Here is a 20,193-nt window from a genome sequence, read left to right as displayed (position 1 = left end):
AGACTCGTGAGGAGCTCGGCACCGCGCTCACCGCTCTCCGGGTGACGGCCGGACTCTCGGTCCGCGACGTCGTGCGGCTTGTCCCCTCCCTGACCCTCGGGACCGCCTCGGGCTGGTTCTCGGGCCAGCACGTGCCGACCCGCGCGAGCGAGGCGACGCTCGTAGAGCTGCTCCGTCTGCTCGGTGTCGGCGGGGACGCGGGCTCGGATACGGGCCCGGCCGGCACGGGCCCTGCCGGCACGGACCCTGCCGGCACGGACCCCGCCCGCGCAGACTCCGCCACCGCGGCCACCATCGACGAGTGGCGGGCGGCCGTCGAGCGGGTCCGGATGCGTCCGGGGCCCCGACGCACCACCCGCCGCACGCAGAACGGCGCCCGCCCCGGGGAGACCGGATCGTCGACGGACCCCGCTGCCCCGACCGCGACCGACCCGACCGACGCCCGACCGACGCCCCGCTCGGCCGTGCCCCAGCCCGATGACACCGGCAGCCCGTATGTCGGCCTGCGCTCGTACCTCAGTGACGACGCCGCCCTCTTCCACGGTCGCGGGGCCGAGATCGACCAGGTCCTGGCCCGCGTGACCGCCTCACGGACGCGGCCGCTCGTCGTGGTGGGCGCCTCCGGGTCGGGCAAGTCGTCACTGCTCGCCGCCGGACTCGCCCCGCGGTGGGTCGCCGAGGGTTCGACCGTGGCGATCGTGCGCCCGGCCGGGATCACCGGCGAACTCGCGAGCGCCACCGGCCACCTCGTCGTCGACCAACTCGAGGAGCTCTGGGCGGACGAGGTGAGCCCCGCGCGCCGCGCGGAGGTGCTCGACGTGCTCGCCACCCGCGCCGCCGAGGGCCGGCCGACGATCCTCGCCCTGCGCGCGGACTTCTTCCAGCCCGCCCTCGCCGAGCCCGTCCTGCGCGACGCCCTGGACGACCCGGTGGTGATCGGCCCGCCCAGCCGCGAGCAGCTCGCCGAGATCATCGTCGAGCCCGCACGCTCCCTCGGCTACACGGTCGAGCCCTCGCTGGTGAACCTGCTGCTCGACGCGGTCGCCCCCGCCGACGGCGGCGCCGACGAACGCTCCCTCCTGCCGCTGCTGTCCCACGTGCTGCTGGTGTGCTGGGAGCGCAGCCGCCGCCGCCGCATCACCGTGGACGACTACTACTCCTCCGGCGGGGTGGAGGGCGCCGTCCGCGCGTCGGCGGAAGCCGCCTACCAGGAACTGGATCCGCCCGGCCGGGCCGCCTGCAGGACCCTGTTCCTCCGGCTGGTCGACGTCCGTTCGGCCCGTCCCGTCCGCCGTCACGCCCCGCTCGCCGAGCTGTCCGAGGACCTCCTCGTCGTCGCCACCCCCTTCGCCCACGCGGGCCTGCTCACCGTCGACGGCGAGGCGGTGACCCCCACCCACGAGGTCCTCTTCTCCTCGTGGCCGCGCCTGGTCGACTGGATCGACGCGGACCGGGAGGGCCTGCGCACCCTCGCGCGCGTGCGCTCCGCCGCCGCCGACTGGGAGGGGTCGGGGCGCGACGAGTCCGCGTTGCCCCCCGCCTCGGCCACCGCGGACTACCTGAGGTGGAGGGACGACGACGACGGCCCCAGCGCCCACCTGGCGGAATCGGAGCGGCAGTTCCTCGCCGCCGCCGAATCCCATCACCGGTCCGTCGCCCGGAGGGACCGCAGGCGCATCCGTACGCTGACCGTGCTGGCGGCGTCGTTGGCGGTGGTGACCGTCCTGGCCCTGGTCGCGAGCGGTGTCGCACTCCGCGCCGGCGCGGACGCCCGCCACACCCGCGACGTGGCCCTGTCCCGCTCCGGATCGGTCTCCTCCACCACCGCCTTCTCCCGCGACCCGGGCCTGGGCCGCGCGTTGGCGCTGGCCGCCTACCGGATCCACCCCACCACCGAGGCGCGCTCGGCGCTGCTCAACACCAGCCGCGCCGACGTGCCACTGCGGTTCGAGGCCGCACCCGGCAGTGGACGGGTCGTCGCGCTGCCGGACGACGGCGGTGTCGCCGCCGTCAGCTCGGACGGAGTCCTGCGGATCTTCCGCGCGGGCGACCCCGCGGCGGTCGCGACCCTCGCCCTGGGCGTCGGGGAGCGCCACGAGCTGTACGCCGCCGACCTGTCGCCGGGCAGCTCGGTCCTCGGGGTCGCCGGACAGGGCGCGGTGCACCTGGTCGACCTGCGCGATCCCACCGAGCCCACGATCCTGGCCGCCCTCGAGGAGGGTGCCGGGCCGTTCCACTCCGTCGCGTTCTCCCCCGACGGCACCACCCTCGCGGCCGGCACCGGTGACGGTCGTGTCCTGCGGTGGCCGCTGGGCATGCGCGGCGGGGCGCTGGCCGTCACCGACCAGCGCGCGCGGGTCGCCGTCCCCGATCCCGGGGCCGAGGTCGCCAAGCCCGTCGAAGCGCTGGCATGGCTGCCCGACTGCCAGACCCTGCTGGCGGCCAACCGCACCGCGGGCGTCAAGACGCTGCTCGACGCCGACGCGTCCGGCCGGGCTCGCCGCGGGCCGGACCTCGACACCGGGCCGGTCGCGATCCCGCTCGCCCTCGCGGTGAGCCCCGACGGGACCCGGATCGCGGCCGGGACCACCGACCGGTCCGTGCAGCGCTGGCAGCTGGACGGCGACGGCGGTGCTGACGGCGCCGCCGTCCTCGAGGGTGCCCGCCCGCTACCCGAACTGACCGGGTGGAACGCCTACGTCCACGACGTCACCTACGACGACCTGGGACGGCTCGCCGCCGCCGGCTCCGACGAGCGGGTCCGCGTCTACGACCCTGTCGGCCGGATGCTCACCGAATTGCCGGCCTCGCAGGTCGCGACCGGGGTCCGCTTCACCGACTCCGACCGCCTCGTGACCTATTCGGTCGACGGCCTGGTCCGACTCTGGCCGCTGGGACGCCTGGGCGCGGCCTCGGAGTCCAACTCGATCTTCCAGACCGCGTCCTCGGCGGATCGGACCACCGGGGTCCTCGGCGTCACCGCCGCGGAACTGCACTACACCGTCGTCGACACCACCGGCCCGGTCCCGCGCGAGACCGGCCGCGTCGTCCCCGACGCCGGGACCCGGTTCTCCGGCTCCGTGGCCATGTCCCCCGACGGGCGCGTCGTCTACGCGGGGCTTGCCGACGGGGGCCTGCAGGTGTTCACCGCACCGTTCGGGCCGGCCACCCGGTCGATCGCGACCCTGCCCGTGACCTCCGGCGTGGTGGTGGCCAGCCCGCTCAGCCCCGACGGGCGCACCCTGGCCGTGTGCAGCGACACCAGCCCGGACCTGGGACTGGTCGACGTCACCGATCCCGCCGAGCCCACGCTCCGGGTCACGGTGCCGCTGCCCGACCCGTGCGTCGTCGCCGAGTTCTCGGCCGACTCCGGGCAACTCGTCGTGCCGACCCTCGGGCCCGAGACGGTCATCCTCGACACCGCAGACCCCGACCGGCCCACCGTCGCCCACCGGCTCACCACCGGGATCGGGGCCTCGCCGTCGGCCGGGTACGCGCACGGCTCGCCACTGCTGGCCACCTCCGGCGGGGACAAGACGATCCGACTGTGGGACATGCCCGACGCGACCGCGCCCCGCGAACTGTCCTCGTTCACCGCGCCGCCCGGGGAGATCTACTGGACCGCCTTCTCCGCGGACGACGACCTGCTCATGCTCACCTCGAGCACGGGCCAGGTCACCGTGGTGGACGTCTCCGACCCGACCGGGCCGCAACCGTGGGCGGTGCTGGGATCGACCACCGATCCCCTGCTCTACCAGGGTCGCAGCGCCTCGCCCACGGGCGGCCTGCTCGCGGTGGGCGTCGAGGGCGCCATGTGGATGTGGCAGCTCGACCCGGACCGGGTGGTGAGCGAGGCCTGCGCCGGTGGCGTGCAGCTCACCGCCGAGGAATGGGGTCGCCACTTCCCGGACACCGAGCCGTTCGACCTGTGCGGCTGAGCGGGTCGCGCAGTGGGAGCGCCGGGCCGCTGACCGGGGGCGGGGGCGGTCAGCCGTGTTGGAGGCCGATCGTCAACGCCTGCGTGACCGGGATGACGGTGAGGAACAGGAAGGCCGCCACCGTCCAGCCGATCCACACGGGTTGGCGCCACCCGGCCCGGTAGCCGCCGGCAGCGGTGACCATGCAGATGAAGCCGATCAGGATGCAGACGAACATCCAGATCATGGAGTTGGTGCTCATGGGGCGGCGTCCTCTTTCCGGGGGGCGTCGGCGGAGTCGCGCCTCGCGGGCGGGGCGACGACGAGGGGTTCGTCCGGGTCGGCGAGCACCCCGGCCAGCGGGTCCGGGCCCTCGGGTGTGCCCTGGTGCGTCACGCGGACGCGATCCAGGTGGGGGCGGTAGATCTCGAGGATGACCACCGCGCAGATCGCCACGACCAGCAGGTCGCGGACCAGGACGAGCGGGTGGAACACGTCCGCGCCGATCCCCTTGTTGTCCACGCCGTGGAAGTACGACATGTGCGCCACCCAGAGCAGGGCGTCGAACGCCATCCACGGCAGCAGGAGCCGCACGCGGGGGACGGCGAGCACCGCGAGGGGCACCAGCCAGAGCGAGTACTGCGGACTCCACACCTTGTTCGTGAGCAGGAAGAAGGCCACGATGAGGAACGCCAGCTGCGCGACCCGGGGCGTGACGGGCGCGGTGAGTCCGATGACGAGCACCGCGATGCAGCCGAGCGCGAACAACCCCAACGACACCAGGTTGAGGGTCGCGGGGGCCTCCCCCGCCGCGCGGGCCGCGTCGAAGCCCTGCCACCCGGTGAGGGTCTGGATGACCGCGTAGATGCTCTCGGGGTTGGCGGGTCTGTCCGAGTTGAGTCGGTAGAACTCCCGCCAGCCCTCGGGGAACGGGATCATGATCGGCAGGTTCACGGCCAGCCAGGCCACCACCGCGGCCGCGGCCGCCTTACCCAGCTCGGCGAAGCGCCGACGGCGCAGGGCCACCACCAGCAGTGCGCCGAACAGGAACAGCGGGTACAGCTTCGCCGCCACGCCCAGGCCCAGCACGACCCCGGCCCAGACCGGGCGCGAACGGGCCCACAGCAACAGCGCGACGGAGGCGAACGCGATCGCCATCAGGTCGTAGTTGGTGAAAGCCTGGAAGATGATGAGCGGACTGGCCGCCATGAGCAGCGTGTCCCAGGGTCTGCGCCCCGCGGACAGGTAGGTGGCCCACACGGCGACCATCCACGCCAACGCCAGCAGGACACTGCCCAGGACGAAATACTTGGCCACCTCGATGAGCCCGCCGGGGAAGACCGCGTGCCAGGCCTGGGCCGCCTGCGCCGTGACGTACTGGAACATCCCGGACACCACCGGGTACTCCATGTAGCGGACCTCGCCGTTGTCGGCGATCCACATGTACTTGTACGGGAAGGCGCCGGTGTTCAACCCCTCGGCCGAGTACAGCGGCAGCGGGTCCGCGTAACACGCCTTGTAGTACTGGCGGCCGTCCCAGTTGAGGCCCGGCTGCGAACCGTCGGTGGGATGGGTGGTCTCCAGGCAGGCGGCCTTGGAGAAGAACCCGAACGCCAGGAAGATCACGGCGAACAGCATGATCACGCGCAGCGGGGTCCAGAACCGTTGACGGCCGACCACCGCGTGGCGACCGACCGGCCCACCCCACGCCGCGAGGGCCTCCGCGCCGACCCCGTCACCGGGGCGGACCCGCTCGTGCGGCTCCAGGGAGCGGAGGTCGTCGTCGAGCGGCAGCGGGGAGATACGGCCGTTGCTCTGCACGGTCACACCCTAGCGGCGGGGGCGGGGGCCGGTCGCCCGGGATCAGGCCCCGCCGTCCCCGCCGCCTGCGCCACCGGTGCCTCCGTCTCCTCCGGTGCCGCCTCCGGTACCACCACCGGCACCGCCACCACCGCCGCCGGGGACCGGGGCGGGCTCGGGCGCGGGCGCCGGGGCGGGTGCGGGTGCGGGCGCACCGGCGCCCGGGATGACGATCTCCGGCAGTCCGGGGACCTGGAGCGTGAGCGGGCCGGGAGCCTGCGGCGCCGGCGCGGGCTGGACCGGGGCCGGGGCCTGACTGGTCTGGGGGACGTAGTCATCGGTGCCGGCACCGGTACCGGTCCCGCCCGTGGTGCCCGAACCGCTCCCGTAGGACTGCCCCTGGGACGCGCCGGCCTGGCCGCCGATGTACCCGGGCTCGGGGAAGCTCTCCCATTCCGTGCCGGACAGGGCGCCGTCCATCGTGGACTTCCAGATGTCGGCGGGCAGTGACGCGCCGTACATGGTGCCGCCCCAGGCGTTGAGCAGCGGCTGGTTGTCGTCGGTCCCCACCCAGACGGCCGTCGCGATCGACGGGGTGTAGCCGACGAACCAGGCGTCCTTGTTGTACCCGGTCTCGCCGAGCTGGGTGGTGCCCGATTTCGAGGCCGAGGGCCGCCCGCCGGCCAGCGAGTGACCGTTCGAGTAGGCGGCGATGGGCTGCATCGCGGAGGTGAGGTTGTTGGCGACGTCGGGGTCGACCACCTCCTCGCCCTCGATCGAGGAGTTGTCCAGCAGCACCTCGCCGTCGGCGGTCTCGACCCGCTCGATGAAGTGGGTCGGCCGGTGGACGCCCTCTGCGGCGAAGGTCGCCAGGCCGGTCGCCATGTCCCGCACGCGGATCGGGTACTGGCCCAGGATGAGGCCGTCGTAGGGATCCTCGCCCTGCTCGCTCAGCGTCTCCCACGGTAGACCCGGGATCTGCTTGGGGATGCCGGTGCGGTGGGCCATGTCGCGGACGTCGTTGGCCCCGTCGTCCAGCATGCGCTGGAGCCGGATGAACGAGGTGTTGAGCGACAGCAGCAACGCCTGGGAGATGGAGCACGAGCCACAGGACCGGCCGTCGACGTTGGTGACCGTGACGTTGCCCGTGGTCACGGGCGCGGACGAGATCTGGGTCCCCAGGCCGATGCCCTGGTCGAGGGCGGCGGCGACGCCGAAGATCTTGAACGTCGAACCGGTCTGCAGGGGGGCGTTGGCGTAGTCCCAGCCCTCGGCCTCCTCGCCGCCGTAGTACCCGATCACGCCGCCCGTCTTGGGATTGATCGACACGATGGCGGTCCGGTTCTCCGGCCTCTCGCCCTGCATGTTCGATCGGGCGGCGTCGACGACCGCCGACTGGGTCTGGGGGTCGATCGTCGTGGTGATCTTCAGCCCCCGGGTGTTGAGCATCTGCTCGTCGATCCCGGCCGCCGCGAGCTCGCCCAGCACCTGACGACGGATGGGTCCGTTGCTCGGGTCGCCGACGTTCTGCTCGATCGCCTGCGGGTCCTCGACGACCTGCGGGAACGCCGCATTGCCGCGCTGCTGGGCATCGATCGCGCCCATCTCCCGCATCCCGTCCATGACGTAGTTCCAGCGGCCCTCGGCCGCGGCCCGGTTGTTGAGCGGGTCGAGCGCCGACGGCGACTGGATGACGCCGGCGAGCAGCGCGCCCTCCTCGATCGTGAGCGCCTCGACCGGCTTGTTGAAGTAGGCGGTGGACGCGGCGGCGATGCCGTAGGCGCCGCGGCCGAAGTAGATGGTGTTGAGGTAGGCCTCGAGGATCTGGTCCTTGGACCACTCGTTCGTCATCTTGGCCGCGATGACGATCTCCTTGGCCTTGCGTTGGTACGTGGGGGCGTCACCGACCATCGTGTTCTTGACGTACTGCTGGGTGATGGTCGAGCCACCGCCCGCGCCGGCCTCGCCGGTGATCTGCCCGATCACCGCGCGACCGATGCCGGTGGGGTCGTACCCCTCGTTGGTGTAGAAACTGCGGTCCTCGGCGGCGATCACCGCGTTGCGCACGTGGACGGGGATCGCGTCGAGCTCGATGAGCGTGCGGTTGCCCTCCGGGGGCACGATCCGGCCGATCATCGTGGTGCCGTCGCTGGAGTAGATCTCGGAGATCTGTTCGGTGCGGACGCTGCCGGGGCTGGGGATCTCGGTGCGGTTGTACATCACCCCCGCGATGGCCAGGGGGATCACGAGTACGACGACGGCGAGGAGGATCACCGTCGTCCAGACCGGATGGCGACGGGCCCAGCCGCGCCGGTCCGAGCTGGAGCTCCGGCCCTCGTCGGCGGACCGGTTCGTCCTGCCATTCTGCGACATGTTCTACCCTCCTGCGAGCCGACCCGTCTGGCCCGGGAGTCCCCCGGTTGCGGTGCTCTGGCGACCATTGTGTACGAAATCGCGACCGATTCTGTACTCCGGAACCCGCGTCGGGCACTCCGGGCGGGCGTCAGCTGTGTCGGCGGAGCTCTCGCGCCGCTCGTCGCACGCGCTTTCCGGCACCCGGGGTGAGCCCCACCTCGTAGGAGAGGATGAGGTGGTTCCAGGAGCAGCTGCGGCACACCTCCACCACGTGGACGGTGAACTCGTCGTGGGTCAGGGCGAGGTGCTCTATCTCGTCCCGACCGCGGGCCGACCCGGACGCCGGCCCGAGGTCGTCGCCGAACACCCAGGAGACCTCCGTGAGGTTCTCCTTGCGGCACACCGGGCAGACCGTCTCCGTCTCCACGCCGTGGAAACCGGCGGCCCGCAGGAGGTAGACGTCCGCGTCGCACACCTCGCGGAGCGAGAGCGCGCCCTCGCGCAGGCCCCCCAGCACACCGCGGCGGCGCAGCGCGAAGTCCACCACCCGTCGACGCTGTAGCGCCGCACGGCCGGTGGGGTCCTCGGGCCCCGGCGGGGGGCCGGGTCGCGGGGAGCGGGAGTCGGCCTGGTCCACGGCGTCCAGCCTACGGCCCCCGCAGCGGGCCCGGGCCGGAGCGAGCCGCGGAGCGTGCCGACACGTCGGACCGATGCCACTACTCGGTATATCGGCCCGATACATCAGCGGGTGTACAGTCTGAAACCGTCGCATGACACACGGCGCATGACGCGCACAGGCACGAGTCACGGGAAGGGGGAGGTGGAGTGCTCGAACTGGCCATCCTGGGTCTGCTCGACGAACGGCCGATGCACGGCTACGAGCTGCGCAAGCGACTCTCCGAGATGCTCGGGACGGTCCGGACCGTGTCCTTCGGATCCCTCTACCCCACTCTGCGCCGCCTCCAGCAGCAGGGCGACATCGTCGAGGACTCCTCGGCCGCCACCGCCACCAGGCCGCCCGCCACCGCGCGGCGCGGGCGCAAGACCTACCGCATCACCACCCGCGGCAAGGGGACGTTGGCGGCCCTGCTCGACGAGCCGGTGTCGGCGTCGTTCGCCGACGACGGTTTCGGCGTCCACCTCGCGTTCTTCGACCGCACTCCCGGGCCCGCCCGGGTGCGCCTTCTCGAGGGTCGGCGTCGGGTGCTGGAGGAGCGTCGCGAGAGCCAACGCGACGCCGCCACCCGCGCCGGGCCCACCGAACTGCGCTACGCCCGGCAACTCACGTTGCTCGGGCTGGAGACCAGCGAGCGCGAGCTGCGCTGGATCAATGAACTCATCCGGACAGAGAACCCATCACAAGGAGATCCCCAATGACCGACAAGAAGGTGCGCGTCGCGATCGTCGGCGTCGGCAACTGCGCGTCCTCGCTCGTGCAGGGCGTCGAGTTCTACGCCGGCGCCGCGATCGACCAGACCGTTCCCGGACTCATGCACGTCAAGTTCGGCGACTACCACGTGGGCGACGTCGAGTTCGTCGCCGCGTTCGACGTGGACGGCAAGAAGGTCGGCATGGACCTCGCCGAGGCGATCAACGCCTCCGAGAACAACACCCTGAAGCTCTGCGACGTGCCGCCGACCGGCGTCACCGTGCAGCGCGGACCCACCCTCGACGGCCTGGGCAAGTACTACCGCGAGACCATCGAGGAGTCCGCCGCCGAGCCCGTCGACATCGTGCAGGCCCTGCGTGACGCCGAGGTCGACGTCGTGGTCAGCTACCTGCCCGTCGGTTCGGAAGAGGCCGACAAGTTCTACGCGCAGTGCTGCATCGACGCGGGCGTCGCGTTCGTCAACGCCCTGCCCGTGTTCATCGCCTCCGACCCGGAGTGGGCCGAGAAGTTCCGCAGCGCCGGCGTCCCGATCGTCGGCGACGACATCAAGAGCCAGGTCGGTGCCACCATCACCCACCGCGTCATGGCCAAGCTCTTCGAGGACCGCGGCGTCGCGCTGGACCGCACGTACCAGCTCAACGTCGGCGGCAACATGGACTTCAAGAACATGCTCGAGCGTGACCGCCTGGAGTCCAAGAAGGTCTCCAAGACCCAGGCCGTGACCTCCAACCTGGAGGGGTCGCTCAAGGACAAGATCCACGACCGCAACGTCCACATCGGCCCCTCCGACTACGTGGAGTGGCTCGACGACCGCAAGTGGGCGTACGTTCGTCTCGAGGGACGCGCGTTCGGTGACGCCCCGATCAACCTCGAGTACAAGCTCGAGGTGTGGGACTCGCCCAACTCGGCGGGCATCATCATCGACGCCGTCCGCGCGGCCAAGATCGCCAAGGACCGCGGTATCGGCGGACCGATCCTGCCGGCCTCGGCGTACCTGATGAAGTCGCCGCCGGAGCAGATGGCGGACGACAAAGCCCGCGCCGAGCTCGAGGCCTTCATCATCGGGGCCTGACCAGCGCAGCAGAAGGATCGTATGAATACAGCGACGAACCACCCGCACACCACCACGGGGCGTCGTCGTGTCCCGGCCGTCATCGCACTCGCGATGGCGGCCGGTGTCGCACTCGCGGCCTGTTCCGCCGACACCGCGGACGACTCCGCCACCTCGCCGACGACGCGGCCCGACACCTCGTCGTCGTCGTCATCCTCGACTCCCGCCCCCACCACCACGGCCCCCGACACCGCGCAGCCCGTCTCCGTGCCCCCCGCGCCGGCACCGCCGGTCTCCCCCGCCCCCGCGCCCCGACTGCCCGCCAACGTCGTCGGCACCGGTGGGCCCTGCCAGATGCTCGGCGAGGTCGCCCAGGCCGAGGACGGTTCCGCCCTGTTCTGCACCGAGGACCCCGGGGGCGCCGGCCCCCTGTGGCTGCCGCAGGGCGGCACGGGTGGGACCGGCGGGGCCGCGGTCGCGGACGCCACCGGGCAGGCGCGACCCGGCGGACCGTGCGCGCAGGAGGGCCTCGCGGTCACCTCCGCCGACGGCGCCGTGCTCACCTGCCGTCTCACCGGCGGCGGCGACGTCCCCGGCGGCCTCTACTGGCGGTAGGCCACGGGACGCCGGCCCGGCGGGCGGGACGGGCAGGCCGGGCGGGCCGGGGGGGGACCGCATCCGGTTGCAGGTGGGGCGCTTCGCCGATTGACTGGACAACATCTGTCCCGAAGCTCAACCGGAGGCCCCGATGACCCAGACCCGGTTCACCCATATCGAGGTCGACGACGGTGTCTATGCGCCCCAGGACGACTCCTGGCTCATCTGTGAGGCGCTCGACCAGTGCGATCTGGTCGCCGGGCGGCGTGTCCTCGACATCTGTACAGGCAGCGGCATCCTCGCCATCGAGACCGCACTCAAGGGTGCCCGGGAGGTGCTCGCCTACGACATCTCCCCCGCCGCCGTCGCGTGTGCGTCCCGCAACGCCGAGCGGGCCGGGGTGCAGGTGGACGTCCGGGTCGGCACCCTCGACGACGCCCGCCGGGCCGGGCCCTACGACGTGGTGGTCTCCAATCCGCCGTACGTCCCGTCCGACGCCCCGCTCGAGGGCACCGGACCCAACCGGGCGTGGGACGCCGGCGCCAACGGCCGCGTGGTGCTGGATCAACTGTGCGACCTCGCCCCGGACCTCGTCTCGCCCGGCGGGAGCATGATGATCGTGCACTCGGAGTTCTCGGACCCCCCGCAGACCATCCGCAAGCTCGAGCAGTCGGGGTTCACCGCGCGGACCGTCGCCTCCCGCGTCGTGGACTTCGGTCCCGTCATGACCTCGTACGCCGAGCGACTCGAGGCCGCCGGCCTGCTCGAGCCCGGTCGCCGCGAGGAGGAGCTGGTGGTGATCCGCGTTGACCGCGTCTGACGCCCGGCGGGTGCGGATCGTGCCCGGGGGACCGATGCTCATCGAGGGCCCGGTCGACATGACGACGCCCGACGGCGAGCGCGTCTGCTCGGACCGCTTCATGGTGGCCGTGTGCACGTGTCGGCGCAGCAAGACCTACCCGTTGTGCGACACGAGCCACCGCCGCAAGGTACGGGCAACCGACCCGGCCCGCGACGACGACTGAGCGCGGCCCCGGGGCGGCGTCGGACCCCTTTCCGCGAATCCGCTACTCGGAATCGGGATCTGCTACCCCGATGCGCATAGCGAATCCCGATTCGGAGTAGCCGATTTTCTGGGGCGGTGGGGCGGGCGGTGGGGCGGGCGGCTCGCCGGGAGACTGGCCTGGAGGCTGTCAGGACAGGAGCGAGGACTCCCCGCGCTTCCACGCGGCGAGCATCTTCTCCGCGGCCAGGTCGTCGAGATAGTCCAGCGCGCGCATACCGAACACCACGTCGGCGGCCAGTTCCGGCTCACGGCGCACCAGATCGCCCACGACGTCGTGCCGCATGACCTGCTCGTGGACCGCATCGGCCTCCACGTGCTCGGCGTAGAAGTGGACGCACTCCTCGGGAGCGCCCAGCCGACGCAGTCCGGCCACCAGGCGGGCCGATCCCGGCGACGAGGTGATCTCGATGGCCGCGAAATGGCCGATCGCCGCGCCCCGCAGTGACCGGTGCAGGCCGAACATCGACATGAGGTTGACCGTCGCCAGCGTCTCTGCCGATACCCGGTCGAGGTAACCGAGGTAGGTCGGGTCCAGCTCGGCGGCGCTCATGAGGTCGGCCCACAACTGCTGGTGCACGCGCTCACCCCGCCCACCACCGAACTCGTCGAACTCCACCGCGACGAACGAGGCCTTGGCCTGACCCTGCAGGCGCGGGATCGTGAACGCGTGCGGGTCACCCTCCTTGAGGTGGTACAGGGACCGGTGGGCGAAGTACTCGCGCAGATGGTCCCACGACCCCTCGTCCTTGAAGTACCAGGACGGTCCGGTGCCGGAGGTCGCCTCGACCGACAGTGCGTCCATCTCGGCCACGGGGTCGTCGCCGGGCTCGACGGCCGACCGCAGGTGCCCGAGGAAGACCCGCTCGAGGTCCCGCCGAAGCCGCAGCACCTCCGGTTCCCACTCCAGCTCCGCGTCGACCCCGTCGAAACCCCGGTAGTGCAGTTCGTACAGCGTGTACAGGGCGAGCTGCAGGTCCCGGCCCAGCGGATCAGTGTCCGCCGGTACCGGCGGCAGGTCCTGCACGGCGCCAGACGACAACGCCGCGACGACCGCCTCGGACAGCGGACCACAGGCGACGGGAAGCGACGGTGCGGTCGTGGCGGAGCCCTGCGCGGGGGCGGCGTCGATCGGTGCAGCTGTCATATCCCTTGTCTACCCCCTCGGCCGGTCGTCCTCCACCTCGCGCGGCCCCCCGTCGCGGGAGCTCTGGTTCCCGTTCCCGCTCTCGCCGCCGCCGTCGTCGTCGTTGTCGCCGTTGTTCTCGCTGCTGTCGTTTTCGTCGTCGTTCTCGTCGTCGTTCTCGTCGTCGTTCTCGTCGTCGTTCTCGTCGTCGTCGTACTCGCGCTCGATCCGCTCCTGTTCCTCCTGCTCGTCGCTGTCGGCATCCCCACTCTCGTAGCTGTCGAACATCTTGCGGCGTTCGTGCCAACGCAGGCTGTAGGTGGCTTCGCGGACGGCGTCCTCGTCGTCGAAGTTCGACCCGAGCGCCCCGGCGAAGGCGCCGAGACAACTGGACAGCCAGGCCAGGTGGACGTAGTCCCAGATTGAGACGGGCCGCTCGAGCTGCGTCTCGAGGTATCCGGCGTCCATCACGGCGATCGCCAGCACGAACATGGCGGCCAGCAGGCCGAGGTACATGATGCCGACGCCGGTACCGACCGTCAGGACGGTGGCCGCGTTGTCCATCCGCCGGTTGCTCGCCGTGAGCCCGTCATCCGGGCGGGTCCACAGGCCGTTGCGGAGGATGAGCCACACCACCAGGGTGAGCACGCCCATCACGCTGATCAGCAGCAGCCGGAGCGGATGCAACGCCACCGCGAGCGAGGCGATACTCCCGTAGAAGATGCCGAAGGCGCCGGTCCCCGCTCCGGCGGCCACGACACCGGTCAGCGCCGTCATCATCCGGGTCGGCCGGTTGTTGCGCACCATCCCCGTCAGCAACCGGGCCTTGTTGAGGAAGCCTCGGCAGTGCTCGGGGGGCAGGTCGTCCGTCGCGGGTGCGCCCAGCCCACTCTGGTGGGTGCCCGCACGCACCAGCTTCAGGACGAGCTTGCGGACCTTCGAACGCACTCTGACGACGCCGAACACCGGGATACACACCAGCGCCGCGGTGGTCGAGCCGCTCACGTCGTAGAGCAGCGGGTCCCCGTCGGAACGGGTGGCGAGGTCCGTCAGATAGAGCACGAAGTCCCAGTCGTGTTCCTGCAGCAGCCGGGGGGCGTGCTCGGTGAGCCGGATCTCGCCGTCCGGTCCGAGCGGGAGGGTCTCCTGGTCGACCTCCACCCGCCACCGACCCCCGAGTTCGCTGGACAGGTCGTCCGCGAGATCGTCCGCGATCGCCACCGCGACCCTCCGGGGCACGCCCGGATCGGCCATGAGACCGACGGTCGCCCACACCTCGTCCTCGTTCCAAGTCTGCTCGTCCACCCCACCATCATGGCCCCGGGAGAGGATTCGCCAAATCGGTTGCGAAGGCCATAGTGCTGGCGTTACATGGCACGGAACCCAGGTGGTGCGGACAGGAGAACGGGAGGCGACGATGTCGGAACAGGCGAGGTCGGAACAGGCGAGGTCGGAACGCCAGCCCGACCCCGGCCGGCCGCGCGCGTCGCGGCCGGAACTGGGCCGACGCGGTTCACCGCTGAACTGGCCCGTCTGGCGGCAGTTCACCGGTGAGGATCTGCTCGGTCGCGGCTCCGCGACCCGCTCCCGGCGTTCCCTCGAGATCACCCCCCGCACCGCCACCGCCGACAAGGTGGTCAAGAGTGTCTGCCCGTTCTGTGCGGTCGGGTGCGCCCAGGACGTCTACGTCTCCGGTGGCAAGGTCACCCAGATCGAGGGTGACGACGACAGCCCCATCTCCCGCGGCCGCCTGTGCCCCAAGGGTTCGGCGAGCAAGCAGCTCGTCACCAACCCGGACCGCATCACCACGGTGCTCCACCGCAAGCCGTACGCGACGGAGTGGGAGGAACTCGACCTCGACACTGCCCTGGAGATGGTCGCCGACCGCGTGCTGGAGTCGCGGAAGGAGTTCTGGGAGGAGACGGACTCGAACGGTGACACCGTCCGGCGCACCCGGGGTCTCGCGAGCCTGGGCGGGGCGACGCTGGACAACGAGGAAAACTACCTCATGAAGAAGCTCTACACGGCGCTCGGCGCCATCGAGGTGGAGAACCAGGCGCGCATTTGACACTCCTCCACCGTTCCCGGTCTGGGAACCTCATTCGGGCGTGGTGGTGCCACGAACTACCAGCAGGACCTCGCGAACGCCGACTGCATCGTCATCCAGGGTTCCAACATGGCCGAGGCGCACCCGGTGGGGTTCCAGTGGGTCATGGAGGCCAAGCAGCGTGGCGCCACGATCATCCACGTCGACCCCCGGTTCACGCGCACCAGTGCGCTCGCTGACCAGCACGTACCCATCCGTGCGGGGTCGGATATCGCGTTCCTCGGCGGGCTGATCAACTACGTCCTGACCAACGACGCCTGGTTCTCGGAGTACGTGCTGGCCTACACCAACGCGTCGACGATCATCGGCGAGGACTTCGAGGACACCGAGGACCTCGCGGGCCTGTTCTCCGGCTTCGACGCCGACGACCGGACCTACGACCTGGAGTCCTGGCAGTACGCGGGTGCCCAGAACGACATGCCCGACGAGGGCCGCGACGACGACGATGCCGAGGACGAGGCCTCCGAGACCCCCGGCGCCGCCGGCGCCCGCGCGTCCGACACGACCGAGGATCCCCCGCGCGACGAGACCCTGCAGCACCCGCACTGCGTCTTCCAGATCCTCAAACGGCACTTCAGCCGCTACACGCCGGAGATGGTCGAGCGGACCTGCGGCGTCGCCGCCGAGGACTTCCTCCGTGTCGCCCGTGCGCTGACCGAGAACTCGGGACGGGAACGCACCACCGCGTTCTGTTACGCCGTCGGCTGGACCCAGCACACCGTGGGAGTGCAGTACATTCGCACGGCCGCGATCCTCCAGCTGTTGCTCGGCAACATCGGGCGCCCCGGTGGCGGCATCATGGCGCTGCGCGGCCACGCCAGCATCCAGGGCTCCACCGACATCCCGACGCTGTACGACCTCATGCCCGGGTACCTACCCACGCCGAACGCCGGCGAGCAGCCGGACCTCGACAGTTACATCGGCACCGACGACGTGGCGCAGGGTTTCTGGGGCCACATGCGCTCGTATACCGTCAGCCTGCTCAAGGCCTGGTGGGGCGACGCCGCCACCGCGGACAACGACTTCGCCTACGACTACCTGCCCAAGCTCACGGGCAAGCACGACTCGACCGTCACGGTGCAGCGGCAGATCAACGAAGGCGGCGGCGGGTACTTCCTCGTCGGCGAGAACCCCGCCGTGGGCACCGCCAACGGGCGGATGCAGCGCGCCGGGCTGGCCAACCTCGACTGGCTGGTCGTCCGCGACCTCGTGATGATCGAGAGCGCCGACTTCTGGCGCAGGGGCCCGGAGATCGAGACCGGCGAGATGCGCCCGGAGGACATCGGCACCGAGGTCTTCTTCTTCCCGGCCGCCAACCACGTGGAGAAGAAGGGCACGTTCACCAACACGCAGCGGTTGCTGCAGTGGCGACACCAGGCCGTCGAGCCACCGGGGGACGCGCGCAGTGAACTGTGGTTCTACTATCACCTCGGACGCCGTCTGAAGGAGAAGCTGGCCGACTCCACCGACCCCCGAGACCGGCCGCTACTGGATTTGACCTGGGACTACCCGATGGAGCCGGGCTCGGACGACGAACCCGACGCCGAGGCCGTGCTGGCCGAGATCAACGGCCGCGGCGCGGACGGCGAACCCCTGTCGACGTTCACCCAGCTCAAGCCGGACGGCTCGACCTCGTGCGGGTGTTGGATCTACTGCGGCGTCTACGCCGACGGCGTCAACCAGGCCGCGCGGCGCAAGTCCCGCCACGAGCAGGGCCCGGTGGCCCCGGAGTGGGGCTGGGCCTGGCCGGCGAACCGTCGCATCCTCTACAACCGTGCCTCCGCCGACCCGGAGGGGCGGCCCTGGAGCGAACCCAAGGCACTCATCAGCTGGGATCCGGACGCCGCCGACGGCGCCGGCCGATGGGTGGGCGAGGACGTGCCCGACTTCGAGGCCGACAAGGCTCCCGATTACACCCCGCCCGAGGGGGCGGTGGCGCAGGACGCCATCGGTGGGGCGCAGCCGTTCATCATGCAGGACGACGGCCGCGGGTGGCTCTATGCACCGCGCGGTCTGGCCGATGGTCCGCTGCCCGCGCACTACGAGCCGCCCGAGTCACCCGTGGCGAACCCGATCTACCCGGGGCACGACGCCAATCCCGCCCGCGCGATACGCCCCGGTCGGTTCAACGAGACCCAGCCGGGCCACGGGGAGCCGGGCAGCGAGGTGTTCCCGTTCGTGTTCACCACCTACCGCCTGACCGAGCACCACACGGCGGGCGCGATGAGTCGGACGTTGCCCTACCTATCGGAACTGCAGCCGGAGTTCTTCTGCGAGATCAGCCCCGAGCTGGCGCGGGAACGGGGCCTGGTCAACGGGGGCTGGGCGACGATCGTGACCGCCCGCTCCGCGATCGAGGCGCGGGTCCTGGTGACCCGGCGGATGACGCCGCTGCTCATCGACGGTCGCACCCTGCACCAGATCGGGCTGCCCTATCACTGGGGCGGCAACGGCGTGAGCATCGGCGACCCGGCGAACGACCTGCTCGCCCAGTCCCTCGATCCCAACGTGTCCATTCCCGCGACCAAGGCCACGAGCTGTGACATCGTCGCGGGACGCCGACCGCGTGGACCGGCGCTGCTGGAGTTCGTCGAGGGCTACCGTCGGCGTGCGGGAGTCATCACCGAACCGGGAACGGAGAGCTGAATCATGTCCGCCTTCCTGTCCGATCTCGGGCGGTCCTTCTTCGGGGACATCGACCCCGCCGAGGACAACGGCTACTCGGACCCGCCGCCCCGCAAGGGCTTCTTCACCGACACCAGCGTGTGCATCGGCTGCAAGGCCTGCGAGGTGGCGTGCAAGGAGTGGAACCTCATCCCCTCCGACGGCCTCGAGCTCACCGGCATGTCCTACGACAACACGCAGGCGCTGGGTGCGTCGACGTGGCGGCACGTCGCGTTCATCGAGCAGGAGGTGCCGGCCCGGCCCGGGGCGCACGCCGCGCCGGCCCCCGCGGCGCCCGCGCCCGTCGATCTGGGCATGCCGGCCCCGACGTTGCCCGGTGAGTCCCCCGACGCCGGCGAGCCCACGGACTTCCGGTGGCTCATGGAGTCGGACGTGTGCAAGCACTGCACGCACGCCGCCTGCGTGGACGTCTGCCCGACGGGGGCGCTCATGCACACCGAGTTCGGCACCGTCGTGGTGCAGAGCGACATCTGCAACGGCTGTGGCTACTGCGTGAGCGCGTGCCCGTACGGCGTGATCGAGCGCCGCTCGGGCCCCGCGGGCGACCCCGCCGTGGGCATCGCCCAGAAGTGCACGCTCTGCTACGACCGACTGACTGAGGGCCAGACCCCCGCCTGCGCCAAGGCGTGCCCCACGGATTCGATCCAGTTCGGTGACCTCGACGAGCTTCGCGAGCGCGCGGCCGGGCGTCTGGACCAGCTGGTCGAGGCGGGCGAGCCGAACGCCCAGCTCTACGGGCACGACTCGAACAACGGCGTCGGCGGCACGGGCGCGTTCTTCCTGCTCTTGGACGACCCGGAGGTGTACGGGCTGCCGCCGGACCCCGTGGTGACGACCCGCTTCGTGGGGACGATGTGGCGGCAGGCCGCCCTGGCCGCGGTGACGCTGCTCGGCGGCGCGGTGGCCGCCTTCGCCGCGGGGGGCGGGGCCTGATGGGCAACGGCGACAGGACCGACCACAACCCAGCCGACCACAACCGAGCTGACCACAACCGGGCCTACGACGACAAGGCGGGCATCACCCCGGGGCCGGGGCAGAAAACGCGGACCCGCCGAAAGGGCAAGGGGGGCCGCGAGCAACTCGTGGTGCCCCCCGCGGAATTCCGCTCCTACTACGGCACACCGATCGTCAAGGCCCCGCCGTGGGAGTACGACATCGCGGCCTACCTCTTCCTCGGCGGGCTGGCCGGTGGCTCGTCCCTTCTCGCCGCCGGTGCGGATCTGGCTGGCCTGCCGAGCCAGCGGCGCTCGGCGCGGATCGTCGCGCTCGGCGGGATCACCGGAAGCCTCTACTACCTGGTCCGCGACCTGGGACGCCCGGAGCGGTTCCACCACATGCTGCGGGTGTTCAAGCTGACCTCCCCGATGAGCGTGGGCACCTGGCTCCTGTCGGCGTACGGCCCGTTCGTGGGGCTGGCCCTGGGGCAGGAGGTCGTCCCGGTGCTGCCGGCCAAGGTCGCGCGCCGACTGCCCACCGATCTCATCACCCGCGCCTCGCGCCCGGCCGGGATCGTCGCCGCCCTCGTGGCGCCGGCGGTCGCGTCCTACACGGCGGTGCTGCTCACTGACACGTCCCTCCCGAGCTGGAGTGCCGCGCGCCGTGAGCTGCCGTTCGTGTTCGTGGGCAGCGCCGCGGCCGCGTCCGGCGGGGTCGGGCTGCTGCTCAATCCGCTCCACGAGACGGGCCCCGCCCGACGGCTGGCCGTGGGCGGCGCGACGCTCGAGCTCGCCGCCGACCGGATCATGCAGCAGTCGATGGGCATCACCGCCGAACCGCTCCACGAGGGCCGGGCCGGGGCGTACCACCGCGCCGCCCAGATCCTCACCACCGCCGGCGCGGTGGGCGCCGTGCTCGGGCGACGCAACCGCGCGCTGTCCGCGGTCGCGGGGATCGCGCTGGCGGCGGGGTCGGCGTGCACCCGCTGGGCGGTGTTCCACGCCGGGATGGCGTCGGCGCAGGACCCGAAGTACGTGGTCATCCCCCAGCGTGAGCGGCGCGACGCCCGCGGTGGCGGCGAGGCGTACGCGGGCGAGAGGTGACCGGACCTCCCCGCGGACGCGTCCGGCCGGCGTGGCCCCCCGCTCTCCGGCGCGGTAACCGAC

Annotated in this window: 15 protein-coding genes; 9 read left to right on the top strand and 6 right to left on the bottom strand. The window is 71.5% G+C overall.

The features are described 5' to 3' along the window. The first annotated feature begins 41 nt into the window (after positions 1 to 41). A complete protein-coding gene (locus tag AC3DEV_RS10855) occupies positions 42 to 3,938 on the top strand; it encodes an NACHT and WD repeat domain-containing protein (protein WP_488372103.1) in 3,897 nt (1,298 codons plus the stop codon). A 49-nt stretch (positions 3,939 to 3,987) separates the two neighbouring features. Here the strand turns inward: AC3DEV_RS10855 and AC3DEV_RS10850 are convergent, their stop codons facing one another. The 4 genes from AC3DEV_RS10850 to AC3DEV_RS10835 all read right to left on the bottom strand — a co-directional run bounded on the left by AC3DEV_RS10850 (position 3,988) and on the right by AC3DEV_RS10835 (position 8,709). Then, positions 3,988 to 4,179, bottom strand: a complete 192-nt coding sequence (locus AC3DEV_RS10850; protein WP_119192320.1) for a hypothetical protein — start codon at positions 4,177 to 4,179, stop codon at positions 3,988 to 3,990. After that, positions 4,176 to 5,738: a glycosyltransferase family 87 protein gene (locus AC3DEV_RS10845; RefSeq protein ID WP_488372102.1), complete on the bottom strand. Its 1,563-nt coding sequence runs from the start codon at positions 5,736 to 5,738 to the stop codon at positions 4,176 to 4,178. Before AC3DEV_RS10845 ends, AC3DEV_RS10850 begins: the two co-directional genes overlap by 4 nt. A 42-nt stretch (positions 5,739 to 5,780) precedes the next feature. Beyond that, positions 5,781 to 8,090, bottom strand: a complete 2,310-nt coding sequence (locus AC3DEV_RS10840; RefSeq protein WP_269529510.1) for a transglycosylase domain-containing protein — start codon at positions 8,088 to 8,090, stop codon at positions 5,781 to 5,783. A 130-nt stretch (positions 8,091 to 8,220) separates the two neighbouring features. Further along, positions 8,221 to 8,709, bottom strand: a complete 489-nt coding sequence (locus AC3DEV_RS10835) for a DUF5318 family protein (protein ID WP_253702278.1) — start codon at positions 8,707 to 8,709, stop codon at positions 8,221 to 8,223. A 188-nt stretch (positions 8,710 to 8,897) separates the two neighbouring features. On the opposite strand from AC3DEV_RS10835, the gene AC3DEV_RS10830 reads away from it, so the two are divergent. The 5 genes from AC3DEV_RS10830 to AC3DEV_RS10810 all read left to right on the top strand — a co-directional run bounded on the left by AC3DEV_RS10830 (position 8,898) and on the right by AC3DEV_RS10810 (position 12,135). Then, positions 8,898 to 9,449, top strand: coding sequence for a PadR family transcriptional regulator (locus tag AC3DEV_RS10830; protein WP_067720031.1), 552 nt, complete (start codon positions 8,898 to 8,900; stop codon positions 9,447 to 9,449). After that, positions 9,446 to 10,534: an inositol-3-phosphate synthase gene (locus tag AC3DEV_RS10825; RefSeq protein ID WP_067720034.1), complete on the top strand. Its 1,089-nt coding sequence runs from the start codon at positions 9,446 to 9,448 to the stop codon at positions 10,532 to 10,534. The genes AC3DEV_RS10830 and AC3DEV_RS10825 overlap by 4 nt, the downstream gene beginning before the upstream one ends. A gap of 21 nt (positions 10,535 to 10,555) precedes the next feature. Beyond that, complete coding sequence (locus AC3DEV_RS10820; RefSeq protein ID WP_488372101.1) at positions 10,556 to 11,128, top strand: hypothetical protein; 573 nt, start codon at positions 10,556 to 10,558, stop codon at positions 11,126 to 11,128. Positions 11,129 to 11,261: 133 nt separating this feature from the next. Then, complete coding sequence (locus AC3DEV_RS10815; protein WP_488372100.1) at positions 11,262 to 11,930, top strand: HemK2/MTQ2 family protein methyltransferase; 669 nt, start codon at positions 11,262 to 11,264, stop codon at positions 11,928 to 11,930. Positions 11,931 to 11,964: 34 nt separating this feature from the next. Then, positions 11,965 to 12,135 carry a CDGSH iron-sulfur domain-containing protein gene (locus AC3DEV_RS10810; RefSeq protein WP_067720218.1) on the top strand — a complete coding sequence of 57 codons (171 nt, stop codon included), beginning with the start codon at positions 11,965 to 11,967 and terminating at the stop codon, positions 12,133 to 12,135. A gap of 168 nt (positions 12,136 to 12,303) precedes the next feature. On the opposite strand, the gene AC3DEV_RS10805 is transcribed toward AC3DEV_RS10810, so the two are convergent. Further along, positions 12,304 to 13,320 carry an iron-containing redox enzyme family protein gene (locus AC3DEV_RS10805; RefSeq protein ID WP_488372099.1) on the bottom strand — a complete coding sequence of 339 codons (1,017 nt, stop codon included), beginning with the start codon at positions 13,318 to 13,320 and terminating at the stop codon, positions 12,304 to 12,306. 9 nt (positions 13,321 to 13,329) lie between these two features. Further along, positions 13,330 to 14,604, bottom strand: coding sequence for a hypothetical protein (locus AC3DEV_RS10800; RefSeq protein ID WP_488372098.1), 1,275 nt, complete (start codon positions 14,602 to 14,604; stop codon positions 13,330 to 13,332). 193 nt (positions 14,605 to 14,797) lie between these two features. On the opposite strand from AC3DEV_RS10800, the gene fdh reads away from it, so the two are divergent. Genes fdh through nrfD form a run of 3 tightly spaced genes read left to right on the top strand, consistent with a single transcriptional unit; the run spans position 14,798 to position 20,130 of the window. Next, complete coding sequence (gene fdh / locus AC3DEV_RS10795; RefSeq protein ID WP_488372195.1) at positions 14,798 to 18,052, top strand: formate dehydrogenase; 3,255 nt, start codon at positions 14,798 to 14,800, stop codon at positions 18,050 to 18,052. 3 nt (positions 18,053 to 18,055) lie between these two features. After that, complete coding sequence (locus AC3DEV_RS10790; protein WP_488372097.1) at positions 18,056 to 19,024, top strand: 4Fe-4S dicluster domain-containing protein; 969 nt, start codon at positions 18,056 to 18,058, stop codon at positions 19,022 to 19,024. Then, the gene (gene nrfD / locus AC3DEV_RS10785; protein WP_488372096.1) at positions 19,024 to 20,130 is read left to right on the top strand and encodes an NrfD/PsrC family molybdoenzyme membrane anchor subunit; all 1,107 of its coding nucleotides are present in this window, start codon (positions 19,024 to 19,026) and stop codon (positions 20,128 to 20,130) included. Before AC3DEV_RS10790 ends, nrfD begins: the two co-directional genes overlap by 1 nt. Positions 20,131 to 20,193 lie beyond the last annotated feature (63 nt).

It is taken from the genome of Dietzia sp. IBK-p2-15D (genome assembly GCF_057773105.1).
This window is presented reverse-complemented; position numbering and strand designations above follow the sequence as displayed.